At 38.4% G+C, this 22486-nt stretch carries 22 protein-coding genes; 4 read left to right on the forward strand and 18 right to left on the reverse strand.

Annotation, left to right across the window (positions count from 1 at the left end; translation table 11 throughout):
* Positions 1 to 12 precede the first annotated feature (12 nt).
* The 18 genes from DC487_RS07815 to DC487_RS07900 form a co-directional block, all read right to left on the reverse strand.
* A complete protein-coding gene (locus DC487_RS07815) occupies positions 13 to 1158 on the reverse strand; it encodes a glycosyltransferase family 4 protein (protein ID WP_116775400.1) in 1146 nt (381 codons plus the stop codon).
* Positions 1124 to 2311, reverse strand: coding sequence for a hypothetical protein (locus tag DC487_RS07820; protein WP_207774339.1), 1188 nt, complete (start codon positions 2309 to 2311; stop codon positions 1124 to 1126). Before DC487_RS07820 ends, DC487_RS07815 begins: the two co-directional genes overlap by 35 nt.
* A gap of 108 nt (positions 2312 to 2419) precedes the next feature.
* Positions 2420 to 3412, reverse strand: coding sequence for a glycosyltransferase family 2 protein (locus DC487_RS07825; protein ID WP_116775401.1), 993 nt, complete (start codon positions 3410 to 3412; stop codon positions 2420 to 2422).
* 14 nt (positions 3413 to 3426) lie between these two features.
* Positions 3427 to 4296, reverse strand: coding sequence for a beta-1,6-N-acetylglucosaminyltransferase (locus tag DC487_RS07830; RefSeq protein ID WP_116775402.1), 870 nt, complete (start codon positions 4294 to 4296; stop codon positions 3427 to 3429).
* Between the two features lie 14 nt (positions 4297 to 4310).
* The gene (locus tag DC487_RS07835) at positions 4311 to 5234 is read right to left on the reverse strand and encodes a glycosyltransferase family 8 protein (RefSeq protein ID WP_116775403.1); all 924 of its coding nucleotides are present in this window, start codon (positions 5232 to 5234) and stop codon (positions 4311 to 4313) included.
* 101 nt (positions 5235 to 5335) lie between these two features.
* Positions 5336 to 6262, reverse strand: a complete 927-nt coding sequence (locus tag DC487_RS07840) for a glycosyltransferase family 2 protein (protein ID WP_116775404.1) — start codon at positions 6260 to 6262, stop codon at positions 5336 to 5338.
* Positions 6263 to 6287: 25 nt separating this feature from the next.
* Entirely contained in the window at positions 6288 to 7253 is a 966-nt protein-coding gene (locus DC487_RS07845; protein WP_165799044.1) for a glycosyltransferase family 2 protein, read from the reverse strand.
* Positions 7241 to 8152 carry a glycosyltransferase family 2 protein gene (locus DC487_RS07850; RefSeq protein WP_116775406.1) on the reverse strand — a complete coding sequence of 304 codons (912 nt, stop codon included), beginning with the start codon at positions 8150 to 8152 and terminating at the stop codon, positions 7241 to 7243. The genes DC487_RS07845 and DC487_RS07850 overlap by 13 nt, the downstream gene beginning before the upstream one ends.
* A gap of 45 nt (positions 8153 to 8197) precedes the next feature.
* On the reverse strand, positions 8198 to 9238 hold the full coding sequence (locus DC487_RS07855) for a glycosyltransferase family protein (RefSeq protein ID WP_116775407.1): 1041 nt from the start codon (positions 9236 to 9238) through the stop codon (positions 8198 to 8200).
* A 2-nt stretch (positions 9239 to 9240) separates the two neighbouring features.
* Positions 9241 to 10365, reverse strand: a complete 1125-nt coding sequence (gene wecB / locus DC487_RS07860) for a non-hydrolyzing UDP-N-acetylglucosamine 2-epimerase (protein WP_116775408.1) — start codon at positions 10363 to 10365, stop codon at positions 9241 to 9243.
* On the reverse strand, positions 10350 to 11579 hold the full coding sequence (locus tag DC487_RS07865) for a glycosyltransferase family protein (RefSeq protein WP_133228455.1): 1230 nt from the start codon (positions 11577 to 11579) through the stop codon (positions 10350 to 10352). Before DC487_RS07865 ends, wecB begins: the two co-directional genes overlap by 16 nt.
* A gap of 57 nt (positions 11580 to 11636) precedes the next feature.
* Positions 11637 to 12746 (reverse strand): DegT/DnrJ/EryC1/StrS family aminotransferase, encoded by a 1110-nt coding sequence (locus DC487_RS07870; protein ID WP_116775410.1) that lies wholly within the window; start codon positions 12744 to 12746, stop codon positions 11637 to 11639.
* Positions 12743 to 13276 (reverse strand): acyltransferase, encoded by a 534-nt coding sequence (locus DC487_RS07875; protein WP_116775411.1) that lies wholly within the window; start codon positions 13274 to 13276, stop codon positions 12743 to 12745. The genes DC487_RS07870 and DC487_RS07875 overlap by 4 nt, the downstream gene beginning before the upstream one ends.
* Positions 13269 to 13709 (reverse strand): sugar 3,4-ketoisomerase, encoded by a 441-nt coding sequence (locus DC487_RS07880; RefSeq protein WP_239016341.1) that lies wholly within the window; start codon positions 13707 to 13709, stop codon positions 13269 to 13271. The genes DC487_RS07875 and DC487_RS07880 overlap by 8 nt, the downstream gene beginning before the upstream one ends.
* Positions 13690 to 14094: a sugar 3,4-ketoisomerase gene (locus tag DC487_RS07885; RefSeq protein ID WP_116775412.1), complete on the reverse strand. Its 405-nt coding sequence runs from the start codon at positions 14092 to 14094 to the stop codon at positions 13690 to 13692. The genes DC487_RS07880 and DC487_RS07885 overlap by 20 nt, the downstream gene beginning before the upstream one ends.
* Before the next feature lie 36 nt (positions 14095 to 14130).
* On the reverse strand, positions 14131 to 15921 hold the full coding sequence (locus tag DC487_RS07890; RefSeq protein ID WP_116775413.1) for an ABC transporter ATP-binding protein: 1791 nt from the start codon (positions 15919 to 15921) through the stop codon (positions 14131 to 14133).
* 28 nt (positions 15922 to 15949) lie between these two features.
* Positions 15950 to 16909: an NAD-dependent epimerase/dehydratase family protein gene (locus tag DC487_RS07895; protein WP_116775414.1), complete on the reverse strand. Its 960-nt coding sequence runs from the start codon at positions 16907 to 16909 to the stop codon at positions 15950 to 15952.
* Positions 16910 to 16943: 34 nt separating this feature from the next.
* Entirely contained in the window at positions 16944 to 18107 is a 1164-nt protein-coding gene (locus DC487_RS07900; protein ID WP_116775415.1) for an MraY family glycosyltransferase, read from the reverse strand.
* A 766-nt stretch (positions 18108 to 18873) separates the two neighbouring features.
* On the opposite strand from DC487_RS07900, the gene DC487_RS17215 reads away from it, so the two are divergent.
* The 4 genes from DC487_RS17215 (at position 18874) to DC487_RS07920 (ending at position 22428) form a co-directional block, all read left to right on the forward strand.
* The gene (locus DC487_RS17215) at positions 18874 to 19053 is read left to right on the forward strand and encodes a hypothetical protein (RefSeq protein WP_116775416.1); all 180 of its coding nucleotides are present in this window, start codon (positions 18874 to 18876) and stop codon (positions 19051 to 19053) included.
* A 40-nt stretch (positions 19054 to 19093) separates the two neighbouring features.
* Positions 19094 to 20935, forward strand: a complete 1842-nt coding sequence (locus tag DC487_RS07910) for a hypothetical protein (protein WP_133228459.1) — start codon at positions 19094 to 19096, stop codon at positions 20933 to 20935.
* A gap of 160 nt (positions 20936 to 21095) precedes the next feature.
* Entirely contained in the window at positions 21096 to 21533 is a 438-nt protein-coding gene (locus DC487_RS07915; protein WP_116775418.1) for a BT0820 family HAD-type phosphatase, read from the forward strand.
* A 25-nt stretch (positions 21534 to 21558) separates the two neighbouring features.
* Positions 21559 to 22428, forward strand: coding sequence for a DUF5106 domain-containing protein (locus DC487_RS07920; RefSeq protein WP_116775419.1), 870 nt, complete (start codon positions 21559 to 21561; stop codon positions 22426 to 22428).
* Positions 22429 to 22486 lie beyond the last annotated feature (58 nt).

Consider the following 22486-nt stretch of genomic DNA (forward strand, 5'->3'; position numbering starts at 1 on the left):
GACATTACTCCTTTACGCATTTTTTTGATTCGGTTGTAGCAGTTCATTAAATAAATCTAACCAGTGCTTCATAATTAGATCTTCGGCATAATTTTCAGACATCTCAGCAGCATTATTTCCGAGTTCTTTACGAAGTTCGTGGTTGCCCATTAGTTTGGTCAATTTATCTGCCATTCCTATTCGGTCTCCTTCTTCAATCAGATATCCGTTGACACCGTTGTGGATAATATCTCTCGGACCACATTTGCAGGCATAAGAGACCAAAGGAAGTCCACACGCTTGTCCTTCCAGCAATGCCATAGGCAATCCTTCATAGCGAGAAGTCATGACTAATATGGCGCTATCCACATAAGCATTCTCGATATCCGCCACAGGCGGATGCAAGGTGACTGAATTTTGCAAATCAAGCTGATCTATTAGATTTTCTAACAGTTGTTTCTGAAAACCCTGACCATAGATCGTCAAAGACCAGTCTGGATAAAAATGTGAAACCAGTTTCCAGATATGAATTAAATCTTCAAAATTTTTCTGTGTATCATAGCGCCCAACGGCAATTACACGTTTGTTGAGTACTGTAGATCGTTCTTTCGGAACAAAGCTATTCGCGTTGGGAATAACATGGATATTGGGGAGCGCACCCCAGTATCCCTTATCTTCTTCGGTCAATACGACGAATCTGCTAAATTTTTTGACTAAATTCAGGTCTTGATAACTACGGAATTTGTCAAGCCATCTCCATACTCCCTTTCTATTATATTGAAGTCTTTTGTAGCGCGAAAAATGAATTTCTAAGACCTTTCTACTACGATCTCTTAAACGAGAAAGAATAGTGACGTCGTGATCAAAAAGAGAAATAACAATGTCTTGTGGTTTCTCTTTTAATAGTAAGCTCAATTTTTTTCGGTGGATTCTTTGTTTGCGAGCGTAAGAAACCAATCGCATAGCCAAGCCGTAATTTAGGTCATCTGTGTAATTGATTTGCAAATCAAAAGATCGAATCTTCGGGTCTAGAGAATAATACGAACCTCTTCCTTGCTGATCGGTAGTAATTACAGTGACCTCATGACCCAGCTTCGCAAGGTAATTGGCTTTGTTTGCCAATACGCGCTCCATCCCACCAGAATTATATGTACCGAGGATGCAATACGCGATTTTCATAGCTTCGGTTTTGGAATGGTACACGATCATTTACAAATCTATCTAGGCAAAAGAATAAGGCATAAAACTGGAATATATCTGTAGCCACCTTTACCCAAATCATAAAACTAAGTGCCATCATCAGTAAAAACATAATGGTATATTGTGGATTTGCTCTGGCAAAATACATTGGTAGATAGACGAAAAATAACGCAAAAACAGAAAAACCGATAAGTCCACAATATAGAATAAACCGACAGTATCCAATATCAGTGCTGTAGATGAATCCATCAAATAGGCCACTACCGATCATCCAAGTTTTAAAATCTGTTGGCCAGATCCACATATTTGAATTAAGTTTATCTGTAGAATCGGTACGCCACTCGCCCTGCTCAACCCAGTTAAAAAATCCTTCAAAAGCAAAGCGCATATATTTATAAAAAGCTTCGTTTGTTTCGTAAAGGAAAACGCTAATCATGACAGCAGAAACAAGAAATAAGGCAAACCATGTAGCGAGTTTTATGGCGTCTTGCGTGATACGTAATCGAAAAACTCCCGAAAATAATATAAAATACCCAGAGGCCAAGCTCAATCCAAGTATGGTTGTTCGTGAAATAATATTGCCAACTACAGCGATAATAAAGAAAGATAGTAACAAGAATAAAATGTTGGTGATGCTTTTTCGCGTAGTAACATCGTGATTGAGCGTTGCAGCAATCATAATGAGGACTACTGAAAAACGCACACCTGCAGGATCTAGCGCAGCACCAACACCATAGAGTCTATCGACCTCTTCGTAGAACTCTTGACCCTGTACGGCGAATGAATCCACGAAAATTTGAATGGCTGGGATGTTATCGATCATCAGAGCGATAATACATTGACTAGCACAAACCGCAGCCAGATAATACGTTACTAAGCGAAAACTGGTTTGCCCGTGAATCAAGCGATATAATGAACATAAACCGTAAGCACCAAATAGCCAAAGCACGAGACTGATTACATAAGTGGCATAGGCGAAATCTTTCGTATTATTTATATCGGCCGTAATAAAACAGATAAGAGAGAAAGTAAAAGAAAATGCGATAGAACCTAATATTCCCGAAGTCATGGTCAACTTTTCTTTACGAATCGTATTGAACACCATCATGACTGCCCCTAAAAGACCTATCATAATTTTGGTGTTTATTGTTTGAGGAATAAACGTGAAGCTAAATGGAAATAAAAAGAAACTTGTCAGTATCCCGACAATTATATATAATGGGAGACGAATCATTGATAGTTATTTATAGATGATACCATACACCACACGGATTACTAGGTAATAATATAATTTTATCAACCAAAATTTTCCAGATAGAGCCCATCGCTCTAAAAGGCGAGTTCGCCAGGAGTTATCCTTATTTTTACCTGCATATTGATTGACCTCTGGAAACCAGCTCTGCCATCTTCGATACTGACTTGTTTTGTTAGAAATTAATAGCGGCAACTTAATGTTCAATTTAAGGAATGCTGTAAATTTTTCCAAATCGAAAGTTAGCGACTTTTCCTTCAAGAAAATGACAGCTTGATTTACATTATTGCTTACTTGTAGCATATGCGCCTCAGAATAAGTCTTTGTGAGCGAATCATTGTTTGATTGACGATAATGATATAAATACTGATCTAGGTATGAAACGGTATTAGCCACAGCAAAAAGCTTTATCATCACCATCAAATCTTCACCCATATTCATACCTGGAATAAATCGGATTTGGTTATCCTCGTACAAAGAACGCTTGACGAGAAAAAGCCAAAGATTCCAACGCATCGAACCACTCATCATCTTTACCAACGCATCTGTTGGAGACGTAAATGTAGGTTGCGTCATTTTACGCTTATTTTTGTCAAACGCTAGATACCAATTGAATCCGACGATATCAGCATCTGTTTTCACAGCGAGCAATACGGCATCGTTTATGGTGTTTGGCTCCAGCTGATCATCTGCATCCACATAATAGATATACTCACCTTTGGCATGATCTAAACCCGTATTGCGCGCTGCAGCGGCACCTTTATTGTTTTGGTGCTGTATCAATAGTGAAAGGTTATCCTCTTCCCTATCATTTAAAAAAGTTTTTACTAATTTTTTTCCGTTATCCGAACTGCAATCATCTACGAATACAAACTGAATATTTTCGTACGCCAAAAGACTTAAACTTTGTAAGCAGGTCGGCAATGTCTTTTCTGCATTGAAAATAGGTGTTATTATGCTGATGAGAGGTTGACTAATCATAAAAGATCCTGATTTTAATTACTAACCTTTTTAAGAATTTTGTGGACAATATCCATGTTTTTGCTGTTAAACTTTCGAGCAAACAGTAATGGTGAATGGATTAATTTTTCGTAATCTTTATTGGTAAAATCATTTATCTGTCCATTTTCCCAACCGATCAACCGTAAACTGCCTCGACCTTCGTCTTGTATATCATAGATTTGTTTGTGAAAAGGCGAATGCCAACAAATGGTCTGTTTATAGATCTCGTCTGCACAAAACGTATGCTGGTAAGTCTTTAATACATGGTGCTCCTGAGTCAGTAGATGACCAACGAAATTATGTGTAACACTAACCCAGTTTGTACCTTTTTTTAATTCAATGCTTTTAGATCTGTATAGATTCAATGTGATCTGCAATTGCATGAAAGCAGCTCTTACTGCACGTCTAACGAACTGGATAAACCCTTTCTTCCTGACGAAATGTTTTGAAAAAAGATGGTATCTTTTTGCCTTTCGTTCCAATTCTTTTGAAATATCTCCAGATGTAAAACCGATGAATTCTGTACCAAGGTTGTGTTCGAAAAATGCATGAGTGTAGTCTTGAGATTTCAAGGGCATATCTACTCCAGACATCAAATGATAGTATGCATATTCATCATGTTTGAATGCGGTATTGAAAAGTAACAACTCTACTTTGATCTGGCTCACATCTCCCCATCTAACATCAATTCGATTATCCAATACGATTAATTCTGCGTAGCGACAAACGAGATTTGGAATAGCAGGCACTTTTTTGTCAAAATGAATGAAAATAGTGTTTCTTTCGTCATCCAAAGCAGCCACAAGGCATGTTAGCACATCGAATTCGTGGTGGGCAACAATAAGGTAAGCATGTTTTCTCATGTGCTTTGATTCATTCAACGCCGTATAAATTTACGAACACCTTCCAACAAATTTTTACCCAACGAGGTTGCGTAGATTGCGGCCAGCAATCGAATCCTAGAGCTATAGTTATTGAATTTCTTGATAGAGTTTGGTAAGTTGTTATAATATTTCCACCAAATATCAAAAGCCACGGTAAACGTATTCCAAGGTTTCGGACCTGTATAGTGAATATTACCTTTTTGTTGAACGTTTATCCAATCATCCTCGCTGTAAAACTGTAAAAAATTATCCTTGTAAGCAGGTATAAAAAATGTACGAATACTATTCCAATAAGGTGGTAAACCTATTATCTTGCCGGCACATAACTGATTGATAACGTCTTGGTCTGGAAATTCTAAACCGGGAAAACGTAATGCGTCTAAAAATTTAGCACTCATATTATCTTGGCGAAGTTCACGCAAATTCATCAGTAGCAGCCCAGAATTTATGTATTTTCCAGGATCGCAACCAATGGCCAACATATGCTCTTTCTGAAAATCTAATGTTGCTTCGAAAACTCCTGCCATATAGTGGCCTGTTAGATCTACCGAATGAAAAAGTTCTGCGAGATCATTGCGAACAATTATGTCACAGTCTATGTAAATGATGGTGTCAAATTCAGGGAGAAGATCGGGTAGTAACAAACGGTAGTTTGCCGCAACAGTGTATTTCTCGTCAACGTAGATATCATCAGCGATTTTACCAGCTAAGTTTAGGAAAGACAAGGTGTTGGTGGGCCCGATCAACTCTGCTAAAGAGTTTCTCATTTCATCGTTTAGTTCTTCAGTAAGTAAACAAATTACATGAAAAGAACCCTTGAAATTGGAAGATTCAAGAATAGAAACCAAGCAAGTACATGCGGGCACATAGTAGTTAGGCGTGAAAGCTAAGACAAGAGGTATACTATTTTTGTGCATTGCGATATCGTTTTGTAAATATAGCTTTAATTTTTGTTATCAATAATTTAGAAATTTTCTCAGAAAACAGGGTTGATCAAGCAACTATTATTCGTATTCCTTTAGCGCCTAAATACTTTGTTATAGAAAAATCGGCCCAGTGTAATGCTCTTATCTCGTATGGAAAGTAATTCACATTGGCTTATTTTCCAAAATTTGTACCAGGGCAAATATTTGATAACCTGATTGTAGTAATCGTAAAGGCACTTTTTCTGGATGTATTTCGAGTTGTTTTCGTAAAAAAAGAACTGATCTCTTTCTTCAACAGGTTTCTCGTAATTCAAGGCAAGTAGCCAACGATAAAATAGGGTCGTTGCTAGCAGCTTGTTATCTAGCTGGCGTCTGTCACTTGATAAATGTATACCAGATATCCTAAACGAAAATAGCGCGTGATCTGTATTTGCTATGCCATTTTCGGCCATCATAATTGCTGTTGCAGCATCTGAGCAGAATGCAGATGGAAAATTTATAAAGCCTTTGCTCTTTAATACAGTAGTTTTAAACATGTAATTGCCAATACACGTAAAAATCGTAGCGCGTAACCAATGGTATAGAAACTCATGTTTACTACAGTATTCGGATATCGTTTCATCAGTTATCGACACTTCATTGTGTTCATTGATGATGGATGTTTTGGCTCTTACAATGTCTACGGCGGGGTATTTTACGGAAAGGTCCACCATAGTTTGCAAAAAGTTTGGATGATAGATATCATCATCCGCCGCTAGGACTATATATTCTCCTTGCGCAAAAGTAATGGAGTGATTCCATTGTTTTACAAGATCATTACCACCGATGTTCTTTGGGTTGCGATAATATTTTATGCGAGAATCTTCAAAAGAATCAACGATGACCTTTAAGTTTTCGGGCGAAGTATCATCTACGACAATAAGCTCCCAATTTTCGTAAGATTGATGCAGGATACTTGAAATTGCTTGCTCAAGATACGTTGCTTTATATGCCGGAAGAACAAAAGAGATTAGTTTCATGGTGTTTTTGTAGATTGAAAAACAACTATTTTGAAAGTTTACGACCTATTTTTACCATCGCAACATATAAAGGATAGCATGTTTTCTTTATCAACAGTATTAATCGTGTTGATAATCCCAAAGTATCGTTTGTATAAATGTCTCGTAAGCTGTATTCTGACCAAATGTGGTTTGTGTTTTTGATAGTTGGCAAAACAAATCGTTTCAATAACGCGGAATCTAATGCTGAAGCGTCGTCATTGCGGCCTAGGTCTATAAAGAAATTTCTACGGTTATAGATGGCTTCTGTTTTATCTACAAAGCCAGCTGCGTTTGTCTCATCAGCAGTAATGCTTCCTGCGCGACGGCGGTAATAATACAAAGGAATATCCATATAACAGGAGACATCTACTTGATGTAGGATCTCGTGTATTACAAATTCATCTTCGTGTACTCTGCCTGAAGGATATCGAATTTGATCAAATAAACTTTTTGCATACAGCTTGTTCCAAGGAACGACAAAAAGTATGTCGAAAATATCTACCAATTTTTTTAATGGATCTGATAGGTTTTGTATCTCGATTTGACTGACGTTGATCTGGTCAGTAGGATTAACTTCAAAATCTTGATCAAACAGTTCATATCCGCAAGTTATCAGCTTATTAGACCCGATAAAATTAAGTAACAACTCGATAAATCGAGTGTGTACACGATCATCGCTATCAATAAAGGAGATGTACATGCCATTTGCATGATCTAGCCCCGTGTTTCTGGCTGCTGAAACGCCAGCATTTTCTTGGTGAATAACCTTAATGCGCGCATCTTTCTTTGCAAAATCGTCGCAGATTGATCCGCTTGAATCTTTTGATCCATCATTCACTAAAATAATTTGAAGGTTTGGATAGGATTGTGCCAAAATGTCTTCCAAACAATGCGCTAGATATTTTTCTACATTGTAGATCGGGACAATGACAGAAACTAATGGATGTTGTGTCTCGCTTATCTTTTCCATAATTCTCCTGCGATAGCACGACATTGTCTAATAATCCTTTCTTTTAAAGGAACTTTTTCTGAGTACATCGTATATATTTCTTGGTAAGCCTGTTTAGGAACCTTGTGTCTCACACTATAGAAGTTGCTGAAATGGTAGGCAAAGATTCCTCCTTTATGTACAAACCCTTGTAGAAGCTCATTCAGGTACGTGATTGCTTGTAGTTCTTCCTTAAATCGAAGCCCTGAAGCAGTTGTCTTAGTAGTAACATCTGCTGCATGTTTTCTGAAATAACTGAGAAACTTACCGCTGACAAAAACGTCGCCGAGTAAACTAATTTCACTCCAAAAAATCCAGTCGCCACAAAGTTTATACTTCAAGTATTCTGAAGAAACCTTATAAAATGCAGCTTTCTTGAATATGGCTTGGCTAGCGTTCCAAATACTTAAATGAGGCAACATATGATTTTGGACAAAATTTAAGCCGCCTATCGTATTGTGTAAGTTTTTTCCCTCGAATCTAGCGCTGATGTATTTAGGTTCCTCTTGTACCAAATATAGCTGAGTGAACGCCAAATTTGTGTTTGGGGAGCCGTTAGTTTGGCTTATCAATTCTTCCAAAAAATTGGGCTCTGCCCAATCGTCACTTTCTGCGATCCAAATCCACTCTCCTTTTGCAAGCGCAATACCTTTCTCCCATTGCTTAAAAGTACTTCCCGAATTCTTCTCGTTATAAACAATATGTGACACCTTCGGGTGGTTAGCATATTGATCTATGACACTTCTGCTCTCGTCCGATGAGCAGTCATCCATTATAATGAGCTCAAAATCTTGATAAGTTTGATTGAGTATAGAATTTACTCGCTGCTCTAGGTAAGGAGCATGGTTATAGTTCGGTACAATTACGGAGACGGTTGGCATGTTAACGGATAGGTTTCAATTCTTGGCTAATTAGAAATAGTAAGTCTATAGTAAACTTCGAAAATTTACTGATCGATTTTCAACTTGCATCTTTTTAATGATCTCTATGTTGATCGTACTTTTCCTTGCTTTTAGATTGTTCAATTCATTTACTCTGACAAATTCATAGCCAAGGCTATTGAAATCACCCATATTTTCGCTCAATACAATGGGTGTAATCCCATAAAACATGTATTCTATTAACTTTGTCGGACAAGCAACTCTATTGACAATGATGTCGTCTCGTAGAACAAATCCATAGTGACATTTTTCGTAGTAGTTCTTCAATTCTGTGGGAGAAACACTTAATACTTCTACATTATTGATTTCTCCAATTTTTTCGCGAACTAAAGAGACCATCTCTTCTAATTCTCCAGTAAGAATATAAAAATGATAGTTACTGTTACGTGCTAATTTAGCGATGCTTTCAAGCATCATTTCTGCATTCTGCCACTTTTGTAAATTGCCTGCGTATACAAAGTTAATGGTCTCATCCTCTATCGGCTTGGGCTGTGGTGGCGATTCTTGAAGATGAGCAGGAAATATAGAATATTTGAGACTTGAGAATTTGGCATTTGGATATTTCTCCTTATAGTATTTGGTCATAGCGTCCGTAATGGTAACTATTTTCAAATTACTCATCTTAAACAATCTCTCCTCAATTTTCTTAAAATGCTCAAAATAATGGTGATATCCCATAAATTCATTTTCTTCTGGAACCACTCCATGAACGTCTAAAATTATAGGGCGCTTTACGAGGTATAAAAAGAAGAATACATATGTTGGCACATTGTATAATGAATGTATGTAAATATTAGAAGCAGAAAAAAATAGGCGGAGTATAAGAAAAAAGTCTCTAACAAGACTGAGGGAGTAGAGCGTCAGTAATCCGCGGCGTTCGATGATTTTTTTTGTTTTTTTTCGATTGTATATAGTTAAGTAAGCGCGTTCTCGATCAGCGAATTGCGCGTCGATACTGGCAATTCTTTGAACCATACCATCTTTCTCACTGGATTCTGTTGGATATGTTGCTAAGAATAAAATCATCTCTATTTATGTGTTATTTGTTCAATAAAGTCGGCAATCCTAGCGCAAGCCTTTCCGTCACCGTAAGGATTATGAAGTTCAGCCATAGCTTGATATCTCTTTTTATCATTAAGTAACTCCGTAGTTTCACGAATAATTTTGTCGGTGTCTGTTCCCACTAATAGTACAGTTCCTGCATCTACAGCTTCTGGCCTCTCGGTATTCTCCCGTAAAACCAGTACCGGCTTGCCTAAACTTGGCGCCTCTTCCTGAACTCCTCCAGAATCCGTAAGAATTATGTACGAATGGCTCATTAACCATATAAAGGCTTCATAAGATAATGGAGGTATCAGGTGTATATTCTCTACAGAGCTGAGTAAGTCGTAGACAGTGTCTTTAACTTTTGGATTAAGGTGCACCGGATAGATGATTTGTACATCTCTGTTGGAATTGGCAATGTTAGACAATGCATTGCAGATATTTTCAAAGCCTTTACCATGGTTTTCTCGTCGATGACCGGTAACTAAAATAATCTTTTTTTTGTTGGTGATGAGTTTCTTTAACGCATTAATTTCATCAGTCTCCAGTAAAATAGCTTTTTTTGTACTGTAATGTAGGGCATCAATTACGGTGTTGCCAGTGATCAAAATATTTTGATCATCAATGTTTTCAAGCAAAAGGTTTTTTTTGGAAGTTTCTGTGGGCGCAAAATGATAATCTGCTATCCGACCGGTAATCTGCCGATTTATTTCCTCTGGAAATGGTGAAGACTTAACAAATGTTCTTAAGCCAGCCTCCACATGGCAAACTTTTGCTCCTGAATAAAAAGCTGCGATACTGGCGGCCATAGACGTAGTTGTGTCACCATGTACATAAACAAAATCTGGGTGATAATCGTCTAATACAGATTCTAAGCCATTAATAATTCTAGCGGTAAGACCATGTAAGGTTTGTCCCGCAGTCATTAAATCCAAATCATAATCCGGCGTAATATCGAAGAAAGTCAATACCTGATCTAACATCTCACGGTGTTGAGCGGTAACACAAACCTTCGTGTCGAATTGATCACGTTGTTCAAACTCCTTGATTAAGGGAGCCATCTTTATCGCTTCGGGTCTAGTTCCGAAAATCACTAGATTTTTAACCATCTTTTCGTATTATAAAATAAAGACCTAACCATTATTCTAATTAGGCTGTAACCAAATTTTGATCTTCGTACCGTGTTCAAATTCAATGATATACGTTCGGTAATCGATTTTATCGACTCAATGACAGATTCTTTAGAATGATTATTCTTGACGTAATGCAAGCCTTGTATCGCATCATTTTCAATATTTCCATTAGCAATTTTATTCATCAAACTACTAAAATCGTGGGGGTATATATTTTCATCATGATACTCATCAGCAACAGAATATTCTACCGATTCATGTACAAAGCGAAATCGGTTGGTTAGGGGAATATCTATATATGAAAAATCGACGAGTATGGTAGGTATATTTAGCAAGGAAGTTTCCAATGCGGAGGTACCCATTGCAAATACTAAATCGACTTTTTCAATTAAATACCTATCTAAATCGTCGCCAGATAACGTGCCTAAAAAGCGTAAGTTAAGGTTTGATACTGTTTCTTTTGAGCGAATAAGGGACATCTTATCTCCCTCGCCGATGATATGAAAGTCGATACTTTCATCCGTGTTTGAAGTTAGATAATTGTTGCAATGATCAATTATATTCGCTAAGGCAGTTACCTTTTCTGTAGAAAGTCTTCCGAGCCAGCCGAGTGATATGTTTTTTTTAGGTGATGAATTACTACCGTAATCTTTCTTAATCAAGGGGGTTCTGCAGAAAATAGGCAAGAACTTTCTATTGCTTATCTCAAATTCATATAAATTTTTCTGTATGTCTAGGTTAGGACCATCCATAAAATGTACACCACCTAATGAGATCAGGTTAGAAAGATCCTCTCCATAGATGTTATAATTGCTTCCAGTTAAATTTTTGCTGTAGATATCGATCATTGCCTTAAGACCTATGGGATGAATCGACCAAAAAAGGATCTTCGTTCCACCGAAAAAGTGGCGACAAATGTCAAATATTGATGACAATGGGGTAATAAGTAAATTCCTTTTTGAAAAATATAACGGTTTGTTGCCAGTAAAAGGTATCAAATTTATATTATCGCCGCTTTTGGAAATTTCATTGGCTACGTACCCGTCTTCGTAATCTACATATTGAATTTTTACTTTGGATAAGTGTATTTCTGATAATTCTCGCGCGAGTCGTAAAAACAGCAGTTCTGCCCCACCCAACACATGACTTGGATAGAAGAAAGTAATGGTTTTGAACATTGACTGCTTCATGAATGATTATCTTTTTATCATTTAGTATTTGCGGCTGTCTCCAGTACACGAGTGCAACTAATCTAACCTGAAATTATTTAGTGAGTCGACAATGGTTGCTACTTCGGAATCCAGTAATATAGGACTGATCGGCAAGCTTAAAACTTCCTCATGAATCTGTTCCGTAATCGGAAATGTGAGATTATTGTACTCTTTATAAGCAGCTTGTTTATGAGGAGGAATAGGATAATGGATCAGTGTTTGTATACCATTATCTGTCAAATATTGCTGAAGTCTATCCCGGCTTTTGGTACGTATTACATACAAATGCCAAACATGCTCCTCTTGTTGAAGTGGATGCTCTGGCAATATGATCTGCTTATTTGTAATGTGAGCAGAATAATATAGCGCAATTTCTGCTCTACGTGCATTATCTTGATCTATAAATTTTAATTTTTCATCTAATACAGCCGCCTGAATTTCATCTAATCTAGAGTTCAGACCTTTGTACATGTTTATATATTTCTGATTAGATCCATAGTTCGCAATAGCACGAATAGTTTTTGCTAAAGACTCATCTTTGCAAGAAACCGCTCCACCATCTCCCAATGCGCCTAGATTTTTACCGGGATAAAAACTAAATCCAGCAGCATCCCCTAGCGCACCTGTTTTTATCTCATTCCAAACAGCTCCAATCGCCTGTGCATTATCTTCGATAATCTTTAGCCCTTTTTGCGCAGCTAATTGAGCTAATCCCTCAGAGAAAACCACGCGCCCATACAAGTGGACCAGAAGTATCGCTTTAGTGCGCGCTGTAATATGTTTTTCGATTTGATTGATATCAATATTAAACGTGCTTTCGTTGGGTTCACAGAATACTGGGATCAAATCATTATCCGAGATCGCTAGAACAGAAGCTATGTATGTATTGGCAGGAACGATCACCTCGTCTCCAGCTTTCATCACCCCCATCTCAATATAGGCTCTAAAAATTAGCCTAAGTGCGTCTAACCCGTTGGCCACGCCAATAACATGTGGTGCTTGGATATAAGATTTTAACGAATTCTCAAAATTAACAACCTCTTCTCCTAATAAGTACCAGCCTCTTCGGAATACGGTAAGCATTCTGGCTTCAATTTGATCCTGATAGGTCAGGTTTATTTTTTGTAAATCTAAAAACTTAATCATTTATATTTTTCTATATCGTATCCATTTCCTTCTTTACAATACCCGTTAAAATCGAGCAGCTTTCCATCTTCAGTGACGTAACCGCGGTGTTTTGCAGGATTGCCGTAATAAACATGATGTGCCGGAATGCTTTTGGTAACGACACTTCCAGCACCGATAAATGCAAATGGGCCTATCGTAGCTCCGGCGATGATGGTGCTATTAGCTCCTATCGACGCTCCGTGTTCAATTATTGTTTGTTCAAAACTCTGAGGATATTGTTTCGATCTCGGAACTAAATCATTTGTGAAAGTAACGTTTGGACCAATAAAAACATTGTCTCCCAGTCTAACTCCATCCCATATTTGAACGCCGGATTTTATGGTTACGTTATTTCCAATGATCACATCGTTCTCAATAAAAACGTGACTATTGATATTACAATTTTGTCCAATTGTAGCTTCAGCAAGTATGACACAGAATTGCCAAATAAAACTACCTTCTCCAATTTTTGATGTCTGTACGTCCGCTGTTGGATGAATTTTAGCCATTTCTACTTCTTAAAAAATTATTATAATCCCTGATATAATCGCTCTCATCGTAAAGCTCGGAGGCGAGCACTAAACAAATACTACCGCTCGAAAAATCTTTCATCTCACGCCAAATGCCAGGTCTGATATGGAGCGCTTTTTGAGGGCTATTTAGAAAAATCTCTCTTTTATTTTTCCCATCATCTAGTACGAATGTAAAGGAGCCGCTTGCTGCCATGACATATTGCTGTAGCTTATAATGGGCGTGTCCTCCACGATCTGCACCATATGGGACATCATAGAGATAATATACTCTTTTTACAGAAAAAGGGATCGAAGACTGGTTTTCAAGGGCAGTCAGGCTTCCCCGATCTTGATGTAAGACCTCCAGATCTATCACTTCACAATCATCTACAAGAAACATGCTTGTTGAATTAGATTTTTGAATTTTCATTCTTAAAAATGTTAAAGTCTCGAATATAATCCTCACTATTATACGACATATCTGAAACGATTAAGGCTAGTGAATTGGTAGAAAAGTTTTCTAAACGTCGCCAATACATATTCGGAACATACAGGCCATAGTACGATCTATTTATCGCGTATTTCACCTCTTTTTCTCCATCGTTAAGTACGATATCGAAACTGCCCGACAACGCAATGATGAACTCTTGCTGTTGACGAAAGGCGTGACTGCCTCGTGTTTCTCCTCCTGGCACATCATATATCCAATACGTTCGTGCTATGTCGAAAGGTATTTGTTTATTGTTTTCGAAAAAAGATAAGTTTCCGCGATTATCTAAAATCTTGGGTAATTCAATAATTCTAGGTTCGTTCATAATCGGCTAGTATATACACTTAAAATGGGAAAAACCTTACAACTCCTGTAGCTCCACCATCCTCTTGAATTTGGGAGAGGAGTCTTTCAATGCATTGAAAGAGCCGTGATCTACAATCTTTCCATCACTCATCAAGACGACCTTATCTGCATTACGAATAGTGGCAAGGCGATGCGCAATAATAATGATGGTAAATTGTCCTTTGAGCGCATCAATATTTTCTTGTATAGTTTTTTCAGTTTCTGAATCTAACGCCGAGGTTGCCTCATCCAGGATCAAAATATCAACATCCTTAAATAGCTCTCTCGCAATGGATATCCGCTGTTTCTGCCCTCCGCTCAAATTAATGCCATTGTTACCAAGTTCTGTTTCTTTTCCCATGTGTAAACTGTCAACAAAACTTGTTAAAGAAGCTCTATTCAATGCCTCTTGAAACCGTAAAATATTTTCTTCATTAGGCTCAGCCCATAAGGTAACGTTGTCATAGATACTGGCATTGAATATCACGGTTTCTTGCGATATATAGCCGATCTTTTTTTGGAAAGAATATCTATCTAAACTTGTCAATTGATTGTTGTCGATCGAATAGGTGCCATTATTGGTGTCAAGCAAACCTGCAATGATATTTACTAGGGTCGACTTTCCACTACCCGATTCGCCCACTAATGCAGTGGTTTCATTTTTTGAAATTTTTAGATCAATTCCTTTAATGATGCGGTGATTTCCGTAGGAAAATTCAAGGTCTTTAAAAGTGAGCCCTTGTTGTAGCGATTCATATTTAGTTAAGCCTGTTACTTCGCGGTTTTCATCAATCTCTTCAGTAAACTTGGCAACATTCTCCATAGTGCCCACTTTACCCAAAAAGTAGTTATACTGTGCTTGAAGATCTGTTAAGTTGGTCAAGGCGCGATAAAAGAAAAGCAAACTGACAATGATTGTGCTTAAAGGGCTTTCTCTGACATAAACCTGCAATAAGATTACTGCCGCAACGATAAAGATGAGTATCGGCTCTCTAATTGCCCCTGTGATAGACCCTAATTTGCCCAATCGGTAATTTACTGCCTCAATAGATTCTATATTTCGAGCCACTCGTTTTGCATAATCTTGGATAAAACCCGTCGCCTTCAAATATTTAAAATTGGCCACCAATTGAATAATGGTGCCTTGGTAGTCGTTGCTTTCACTGACCAATTTTCTTGATGCGGCAAGAGTAAATTTGTAAATCCACTGGAAAACAAAATTAAACAACAACCCACCGATCATGATCAAAATAGCAAACTCAGCATTCATGGCAAAAGCAAATAGCATATAAACGATCACCATCACCCCTTTTTGTACAATAATCAAATAATCTCGAAAAGCATACAATAGGTTGTTTATCTCGCTGGTCATGAGATTCTGTACGGCACCAACATCGGCCTTGATAAAATAGCGGAATGATAAGTGCGAAAACTTTTCTAATAGGTTTTTGCGTGTTGAGACGAGGAAATATCGAGATACTTTTGCATCATAGATAGATTTCGCATAATAGAATAGTCCTTTGAAAGCAAAGAAAACAACCATCAGGATGAGCATATTCACTAAAGTGAACTCTATTCCGGCAATGGTGAAAAAATTCATCAAGAAATTATCTTCCGCAGGCGCATTTGCTGTCCCTCCTTCTCTATCTGCCGCTATCTGAAATAGGGGTAAAAACATACTTAATCCCAGCCCGTCCATCAAGCCAAACATGAAAGTCAGACCGATAACGATGAAGATCCGGTATCGGAGATATCGATAGAAATAGGTGAAGTTTTTAAGGTATTTTTTGATAAACTGCTTAAGCATGGAGTCTGATGATTCTGTCGTAATAATTTTATTTACCAAACTCTGCTGCTAAAGTTCGTCTTAATCCCTCTTGCATACTGTATGGCGGTTGAAAACCCGAAGTCATTGCTTTGGTAGAATCGTATTGTGTCACAGCACAAAACTTCTTAACTCGAACAGAACTAATCGGCAGCTTTTTTCTGGTTAGAAAAGCTAAGACATCGAAACCATATCCGCCCAGCATGCCTAACCAATACGGAATACGTAATGTGGGAATACGTTTGCCCAAGATTTTTCCTGTATGATGTACTAAATCTTTGGTAGTAAAATCCGGCTTATCCACATAATTATATACGTGTACACCAGGGCTAATTTTAGCAATGAGGAATTGCAGGAAAGCAACGATATTTCCAACGTAGGACATGGATTTTTCATTGTTTCCCTTCCCGATAAGCATAAATTTTCCAGAAGCTATTTGATTCAATAGATTAAAAACGTTGCCACGGTTGCCTTCGCCAAATATCACTGTCGGCCTGACAATGGCAATGCTCCAATCAGGATGGTCTTGCGCCCATTGTTGTAGCACCAATTCGGCTTCCCATTTACTTTTTCCATAGTGATTGAATGGCTCCGCCGGAAAAGATTCATCAGGGTTGTCCTTGTCTAAGCCATAAATAGCGACAGAACTGGTGAAGATAAGTTGTTTAACACCTTGCTTCTTCATTGCTTCTAACGTGTTCTGCATTCCTTTTACATTAACGTCGTAATACAATGATGTTGGCGAGACATCGTCGCGGTGTTCGGCGGCTAATAAGACGACCACGCTTGCTTCAATTAGTGAATTAGATAATGACTCCGTATCTAGCACATTTCCTAAAACCGTCAAGGTAGGATGCGCTTCACTTGGCTGTTTATCAATATTTATAATTGACAGTTCGGGAGTTACGCCTAGCGCATCAATTAATTTTGTTCCTACGAAGCCTGATCCGCCTATGATCGCTATTTTCATCCAGAAAGGGTAAGTTTTTGTGCGTTTCCGCCAATTATTTTAATTGATCTGCTACTACCTGATTGTGATTTTTATATTTCTCAGATGTCGATTTCGTAACGATAGATTGCTTACGCTTAAGCGTTTTATCTATTATAGTATGAAAAACACCCCATAATATTAAATCAGCTGCAAGCACAATATTATTACTAATAAGCTGTACAGCTATGGCATTAAAGATACAAAAAAACCCAGCAAGTGAAATAATGGTAATCATTGCTTTTTGATGAGACATGCCCAGGTCTAGAAGCTTATGATGTATATGGCTACGATCAGCACGAAAAACCGGCGTGCCTAAACGCAAACGAACGAGCATAACACGTGCAACATCCATCACAGGTACTATTAAGACGGTAAATGCTACAACAATTGCTCCTTCGGAGAAGGGTTGGATATGTGGGTTATTCATCGCGTAGCTTACGGATAAGAAAGACATCGATAAGCCAAGTGTTAGACTGCCGGAATCCCCCATAAATATCTTACGTTTTTTTCGAGAGATCCCAAATACGTTGTAGTGAAAAAACGGGATTAATAGCCCTGCTGTTATAAAGGCAAATAAGGCATGTAACCACGCTTGATTAATCATAAATAGCGTGCCCAAAGCTAAACATCCAACTAGTACCAGGCCCGAACATAGTCCGTCGATACCGTCAATGAGGTTTATTGCGTTGATGATTAAGACGGTTATAAAAACAGTTAGCGGTACTCCTATCCAAGCAGGTATATTAGTGACAAAAAATACACCATACAAATCGTTAATCCATACACCTGAGATAGGTAAAAAACAGGCTACAAATATTTGCATGTAAAGCTTAGTCCTAGCGTTAATACCGATCAAATCGTCGGTAATACCAACAATAAATAAGACGACCAATCCACAAACAAGACCCATAATCATAGGGTAGATCTCGAAAGTTTCCAGATTAAAATCCACCAGATTATTTCTGTAACATAAAATCAAAGTGAGGACGACTAAAACACATTGGATCGGTACAAATGTGACCCCTCCAAGTCTAGATACTAATTCTGTATGTGTTTTTCTGATATCAACAGGGTCAAACAGTCGCTTACGATAACTGATAAGAAGAACGTATGGCAATAATAGTCTACCCAACAGAAAGGCTACGATAAATGCTGTAAATACGACCAATATCTTCATCTTGCAAATGATGTTAAATTAATCATGTAGTTGTCTGGTAATGTCTATATATCAAGTCGTGTCGATACTATATTCAGTCGAGTTTACGCTCAGCCGTAAAGGTACTACAAGTGTACTTCAGGGGCGAATGTATATGTTATAATTATTCGCTTCTGTAGTTTTCACACTACAAATTCTCGTGACACGGCATGGTTGCATTAAGATAGCGTTTTTCTTTTTTTTAAGAGAACTTTGGGGTGTTATCGATCTAAATGACGTTAGAAGACAGGTGTTTAGCAAGCGATAATCATGTGTTTTTTATCCTATCTACCAGAAATTGGCACCAAGTGATGATCATAGCGCTTAATTTATTTTGGTTTGGGATAATGTGCGATCCCGAATTCCCTGCTGTTCTATGGTGAGTGCTCTTTCAAGTTAAGGCTTATGTTTTTTTCTTTAACAATTTTCCCTCTCTTTTTTTAAAGATATTTTGTCTGGATAATATTGGCCAACAGCGCTATGATAGATTAAATAAATTTCCCTCAATTGGATTTGATTAATAATGACAAGAAACAAATGTCATTTTTTTGATTTATCAAGAATATTTTCTCCCTGTTGTGTTTTATACATACTATATTTAAATGGTTTTATCTGAGTAATTTATGGTGGTTGTAGTTTTATTTTTTACCACTGATTAATGCTAAATTGATAAGAGGATGATTTTTATAAATCATTCTATGATACAGACTAGTTTACAATAATAATTTCACGTATAAATACTTATTTTATGAAAGATCAAAAAAGAAGTTATTCGAACCCGCAAGTAGAGATTGTTTCTTTGATAACGGAACATGGAATCGCAGCGTCTTCAGTGATGGTATCGGGTGGTTTAAACGGTAACCAATATCAACCTACCGTAGAAGATTGGGAGGTTGGGGGGAATGGTTCTTGGATTACGGATTTGTAAGATAGAGCAGAAAACCAATAAATACTTTAGTACCTATATTATGATGATCGCACAGACTTACTTCGGATTCTCGCGTCGAATGGGCGCTTGTTTTATACTACTTTCTTACTTTATTACATCTTGCGAAAGAAATGCGGGCCGAGAAGACCTGCAGGATCCTAATGCCAGTTTAATGGTTGTGGAGGCAATGGTGGATGACACGGAAAATGTGGATCTAACTTCGCCGATCAATGCTATGGGAAGCATTGGAAATTCTTCTCAATCATCTAATAGGCACGATGTTAATGAATTAGCAAACAAAAGTACTTTTGTGGAAGGTGATGATTTTGATGCGATCACTTCTATCTCTAATAATTGGAAGAAAAGTGTTGGTGAGGGCTCTAATGAGCTTGCTTCTGGGGGAGGCATCTCACGTGCGGCAACTCCAATGACGCCCGGCTTCAAATACAGGCTTGTTCTTTATAAGTTAGTCGGTAGTACGCAGACGTATTGGCGACAAAAGCAATTGACATCTTCAACATCTACAGTAACAGATACAACGCAACAAATAGAAGTAGTAAGAGGGGACACCTACCGTTGGTATGCTTATTCTTATAATAATGCTACGGATATTCCTGTGCTAGCAAATCCGGGGGCAAATCCGCAAATAAATATGGGTAACAACTCAGACTTCCTGTATGCTAATGGTACAATATCAATTCCTGCTACAGGAGCTGCGAATACACCATTAAATATCAATTTTCTTCATCAGGTAGGTCGCTTGGCGGTAGAGATTGATGCGCGAGGTATGTTTGCTGATAATATTACACAGCTGGATGTAACTTTAGGAGGTCTGCCAGGCGCAAGTGCGCCGCTTACTAATGGGACTTTTGGGTTAGTTAGTGGACAGGTTACGAGTACTGCTCCTTACACGCCGTCAGCAACATTAGCGGTAGGTAATTTTCAAAATGTAGATGCGGGTTTTAATGATCGTAAAGCAATATATTTCCATTCGGCGACACCAGCCACGTTGTCAAATAATCTAGCTGTCACCTTAAATAATGTTACGATTACGATGACGGATGGCACTACGACGAGAGCTTTTACTGGTTTAAATAGGGTTTTTAATCTTACTGTGCCTTCTTCTTTGGCAGCTGGACGTACGCATAATGCCAAAATAGATTTAGTGGAATCTCCCCTGATTGTCAATAATGGATTGGGTACAACACCAGTCCGCTGGGCTAGAACGAATCTGTATCTACATCCGTCAGCACGAAATCGATACCGATTTCATGCGACTTATGCGCATACGGATATGCGATCTTCCTATTGGCCTTTCCGAGCGAACACGCCAACGATGTTTGGTGTAGATGGAGATCCTTGTACCTTGGTTCATCCTACAAGTCGGCCTGGTGACGGACTTAGCGTCTGGCGGCAAGCTACAGTAGCCGATTTTAATACGTTGGGAGTATCTCCTGGCGTGTTTGGTCCAACAGGGCCTTCTCAAAATGTGGTCTACAATCCAAATGGTGGACTAGGATACTATGAGTACCCAGCAACAGGTACTGGCGCTCCGCAATACGTTAGTTCAAACCTACGATTTAATATGAATGGATTCGCGAACGCCGTTAACGTAGTGAGCGGATTGATTAGTATTGAGATTGGAAATCGCGTAGGTTATGGCACAGAGGCACGAATTTGGACGCATGATCAATTTGTGGCAATTCCACCTATTGTGTCATTGGGCGCCTACGGTTTTAGGGCTGCCAGGGTTCCTGCCTCCGGACTCACTGCGGCTTACAACAGTATCAATCCTAGCTTATTAGAAGTGCTTAATCTGAGCCTTTTGGGAGGCGGATTGCTGGATTCTTCGTTTCAAAATGTGCGCTGTGTAAGAAGATAAAAACGCTATTACCAATTGTTTGTTAGTAAACGTAGCGCTTAATTTACACGACTCGAATTCGTAGTGATCTGAACTGACTTGTAGTTTGCTACTCGTGAATATTGTGTTTTCAAAACGCTATCTTTGTGTGTCCAGACATACGTATACATACGATTGAAATATGATAATAGCTGTAGATTTTGACGGAACTATTGTAGAGCATCGATATCCTGAAATTGGTAAACCTGTACCATTTGCTATTGATATCTTGATAAAGCTACGCGAGGAACGACATACACTAATCTTGTGGACGGTTCGGGAAGGTGCTCTTTTGCAGGAAGCTATTGATTATTGTGCGGCGCACGGCGTTATTTTTTATGCGCACAATGCTAACTTTCCCGAAGAAGAAACCACGCGCGCTTCGCGCAAGCTTACAGCAGATCTATTTATTGATGACCGGAATCTCGGTGGGTTACCCGATTGGACGGCCATCTATCGAGCCATTTCTGCTATGCGACACGGATCGCAGGATATTATACCTATATTGTATGGACAACCCAATCTAACCGCAAGAAAGCAAAAAAGAGGTTTTTTTGCGGCTCTGTTTGGAGACAATTAGTGATCGATTTTAATTTCCTGTAGTTATGAGAACACCGCTGATGTGCTGTATTTCTCTTATCTTTCTTATTACCATATCCTGTAAAGAAAGCAAAGAGCAGTCTAAATCCCCGCAGTCTACAACTTTAACCGTATCGGAGTTTTGGGGTCAATATGATTTTAGTGATACGGTTAATATAGTCAAGCCAGAAGTGGGAGAGCAGGCGGTGGCAGACTTCCTCGCTTTGGCAACACAGAGCGATAGCAAAAAGTCTGTTGAGGCTATTAGAAACATGCTGCCGCGAGCGGCAGTATCCCTTACTGTATTGAACTTCTTTGTAGAGAACTATGGGAAATACCTTTATAATCCTAATTCTCCGATGTACAATGAAACGCTCTACCTACCCGTATTAGAGTTTGTGGTAAGTGAAGAAAGTATACCGGATTACGAACGTCAACGCTTTCAGGATCGGTTAACCTTAATTCGGAAAAACAATCCAGGCAGCAAAGCAACTAATTTCTCCTTCGAAACGGTTAGCGGTGAAAAGACCGATTTGTATAAACAAAAAGCAAAGTACATTTTAGTATTCTTTTATGAGCCAGGTTGCGGAGGTTGTGCCAGTGCTATTGAAAGTCTGCAGCCTATTGTGCAGGTTCAGGAGTGGATTAAGCGTGGAGATCTAGAAATACTGGCTATTTATGCCAATGCTGAGCAAAGCTTATGGGAAGATTATCAGCAATACATTCCATCGTTATGGATAAATGGGTTGAATGCGGATCGTTCTATTTTGGCCCATAATCTGTATGATCTTAAGGCGTCGCCAACCTTTTATTTATTGGATGATAAGAAAGTGGTATTACTGAAAGACCGCAATCTGGCTGAGAATATCGGTTATCTTGAGCGATTTTTAAATTAGTGAGATCTAGAATTTGGTGCTATTTTTTGCTTCTACGATTGCTATAGTCCAGTCTGAA

Source organism: Sphingobacterium corticibacter (assembly GCF_003076635.1).
GTDB classification, from domain to species: Bacteria; Bacteroidota; Bacteroidia; order Sphingobacteriales; family Sphingobacteriaceae; genus Sphingobacterium; species Sphingobacterium corticibacter.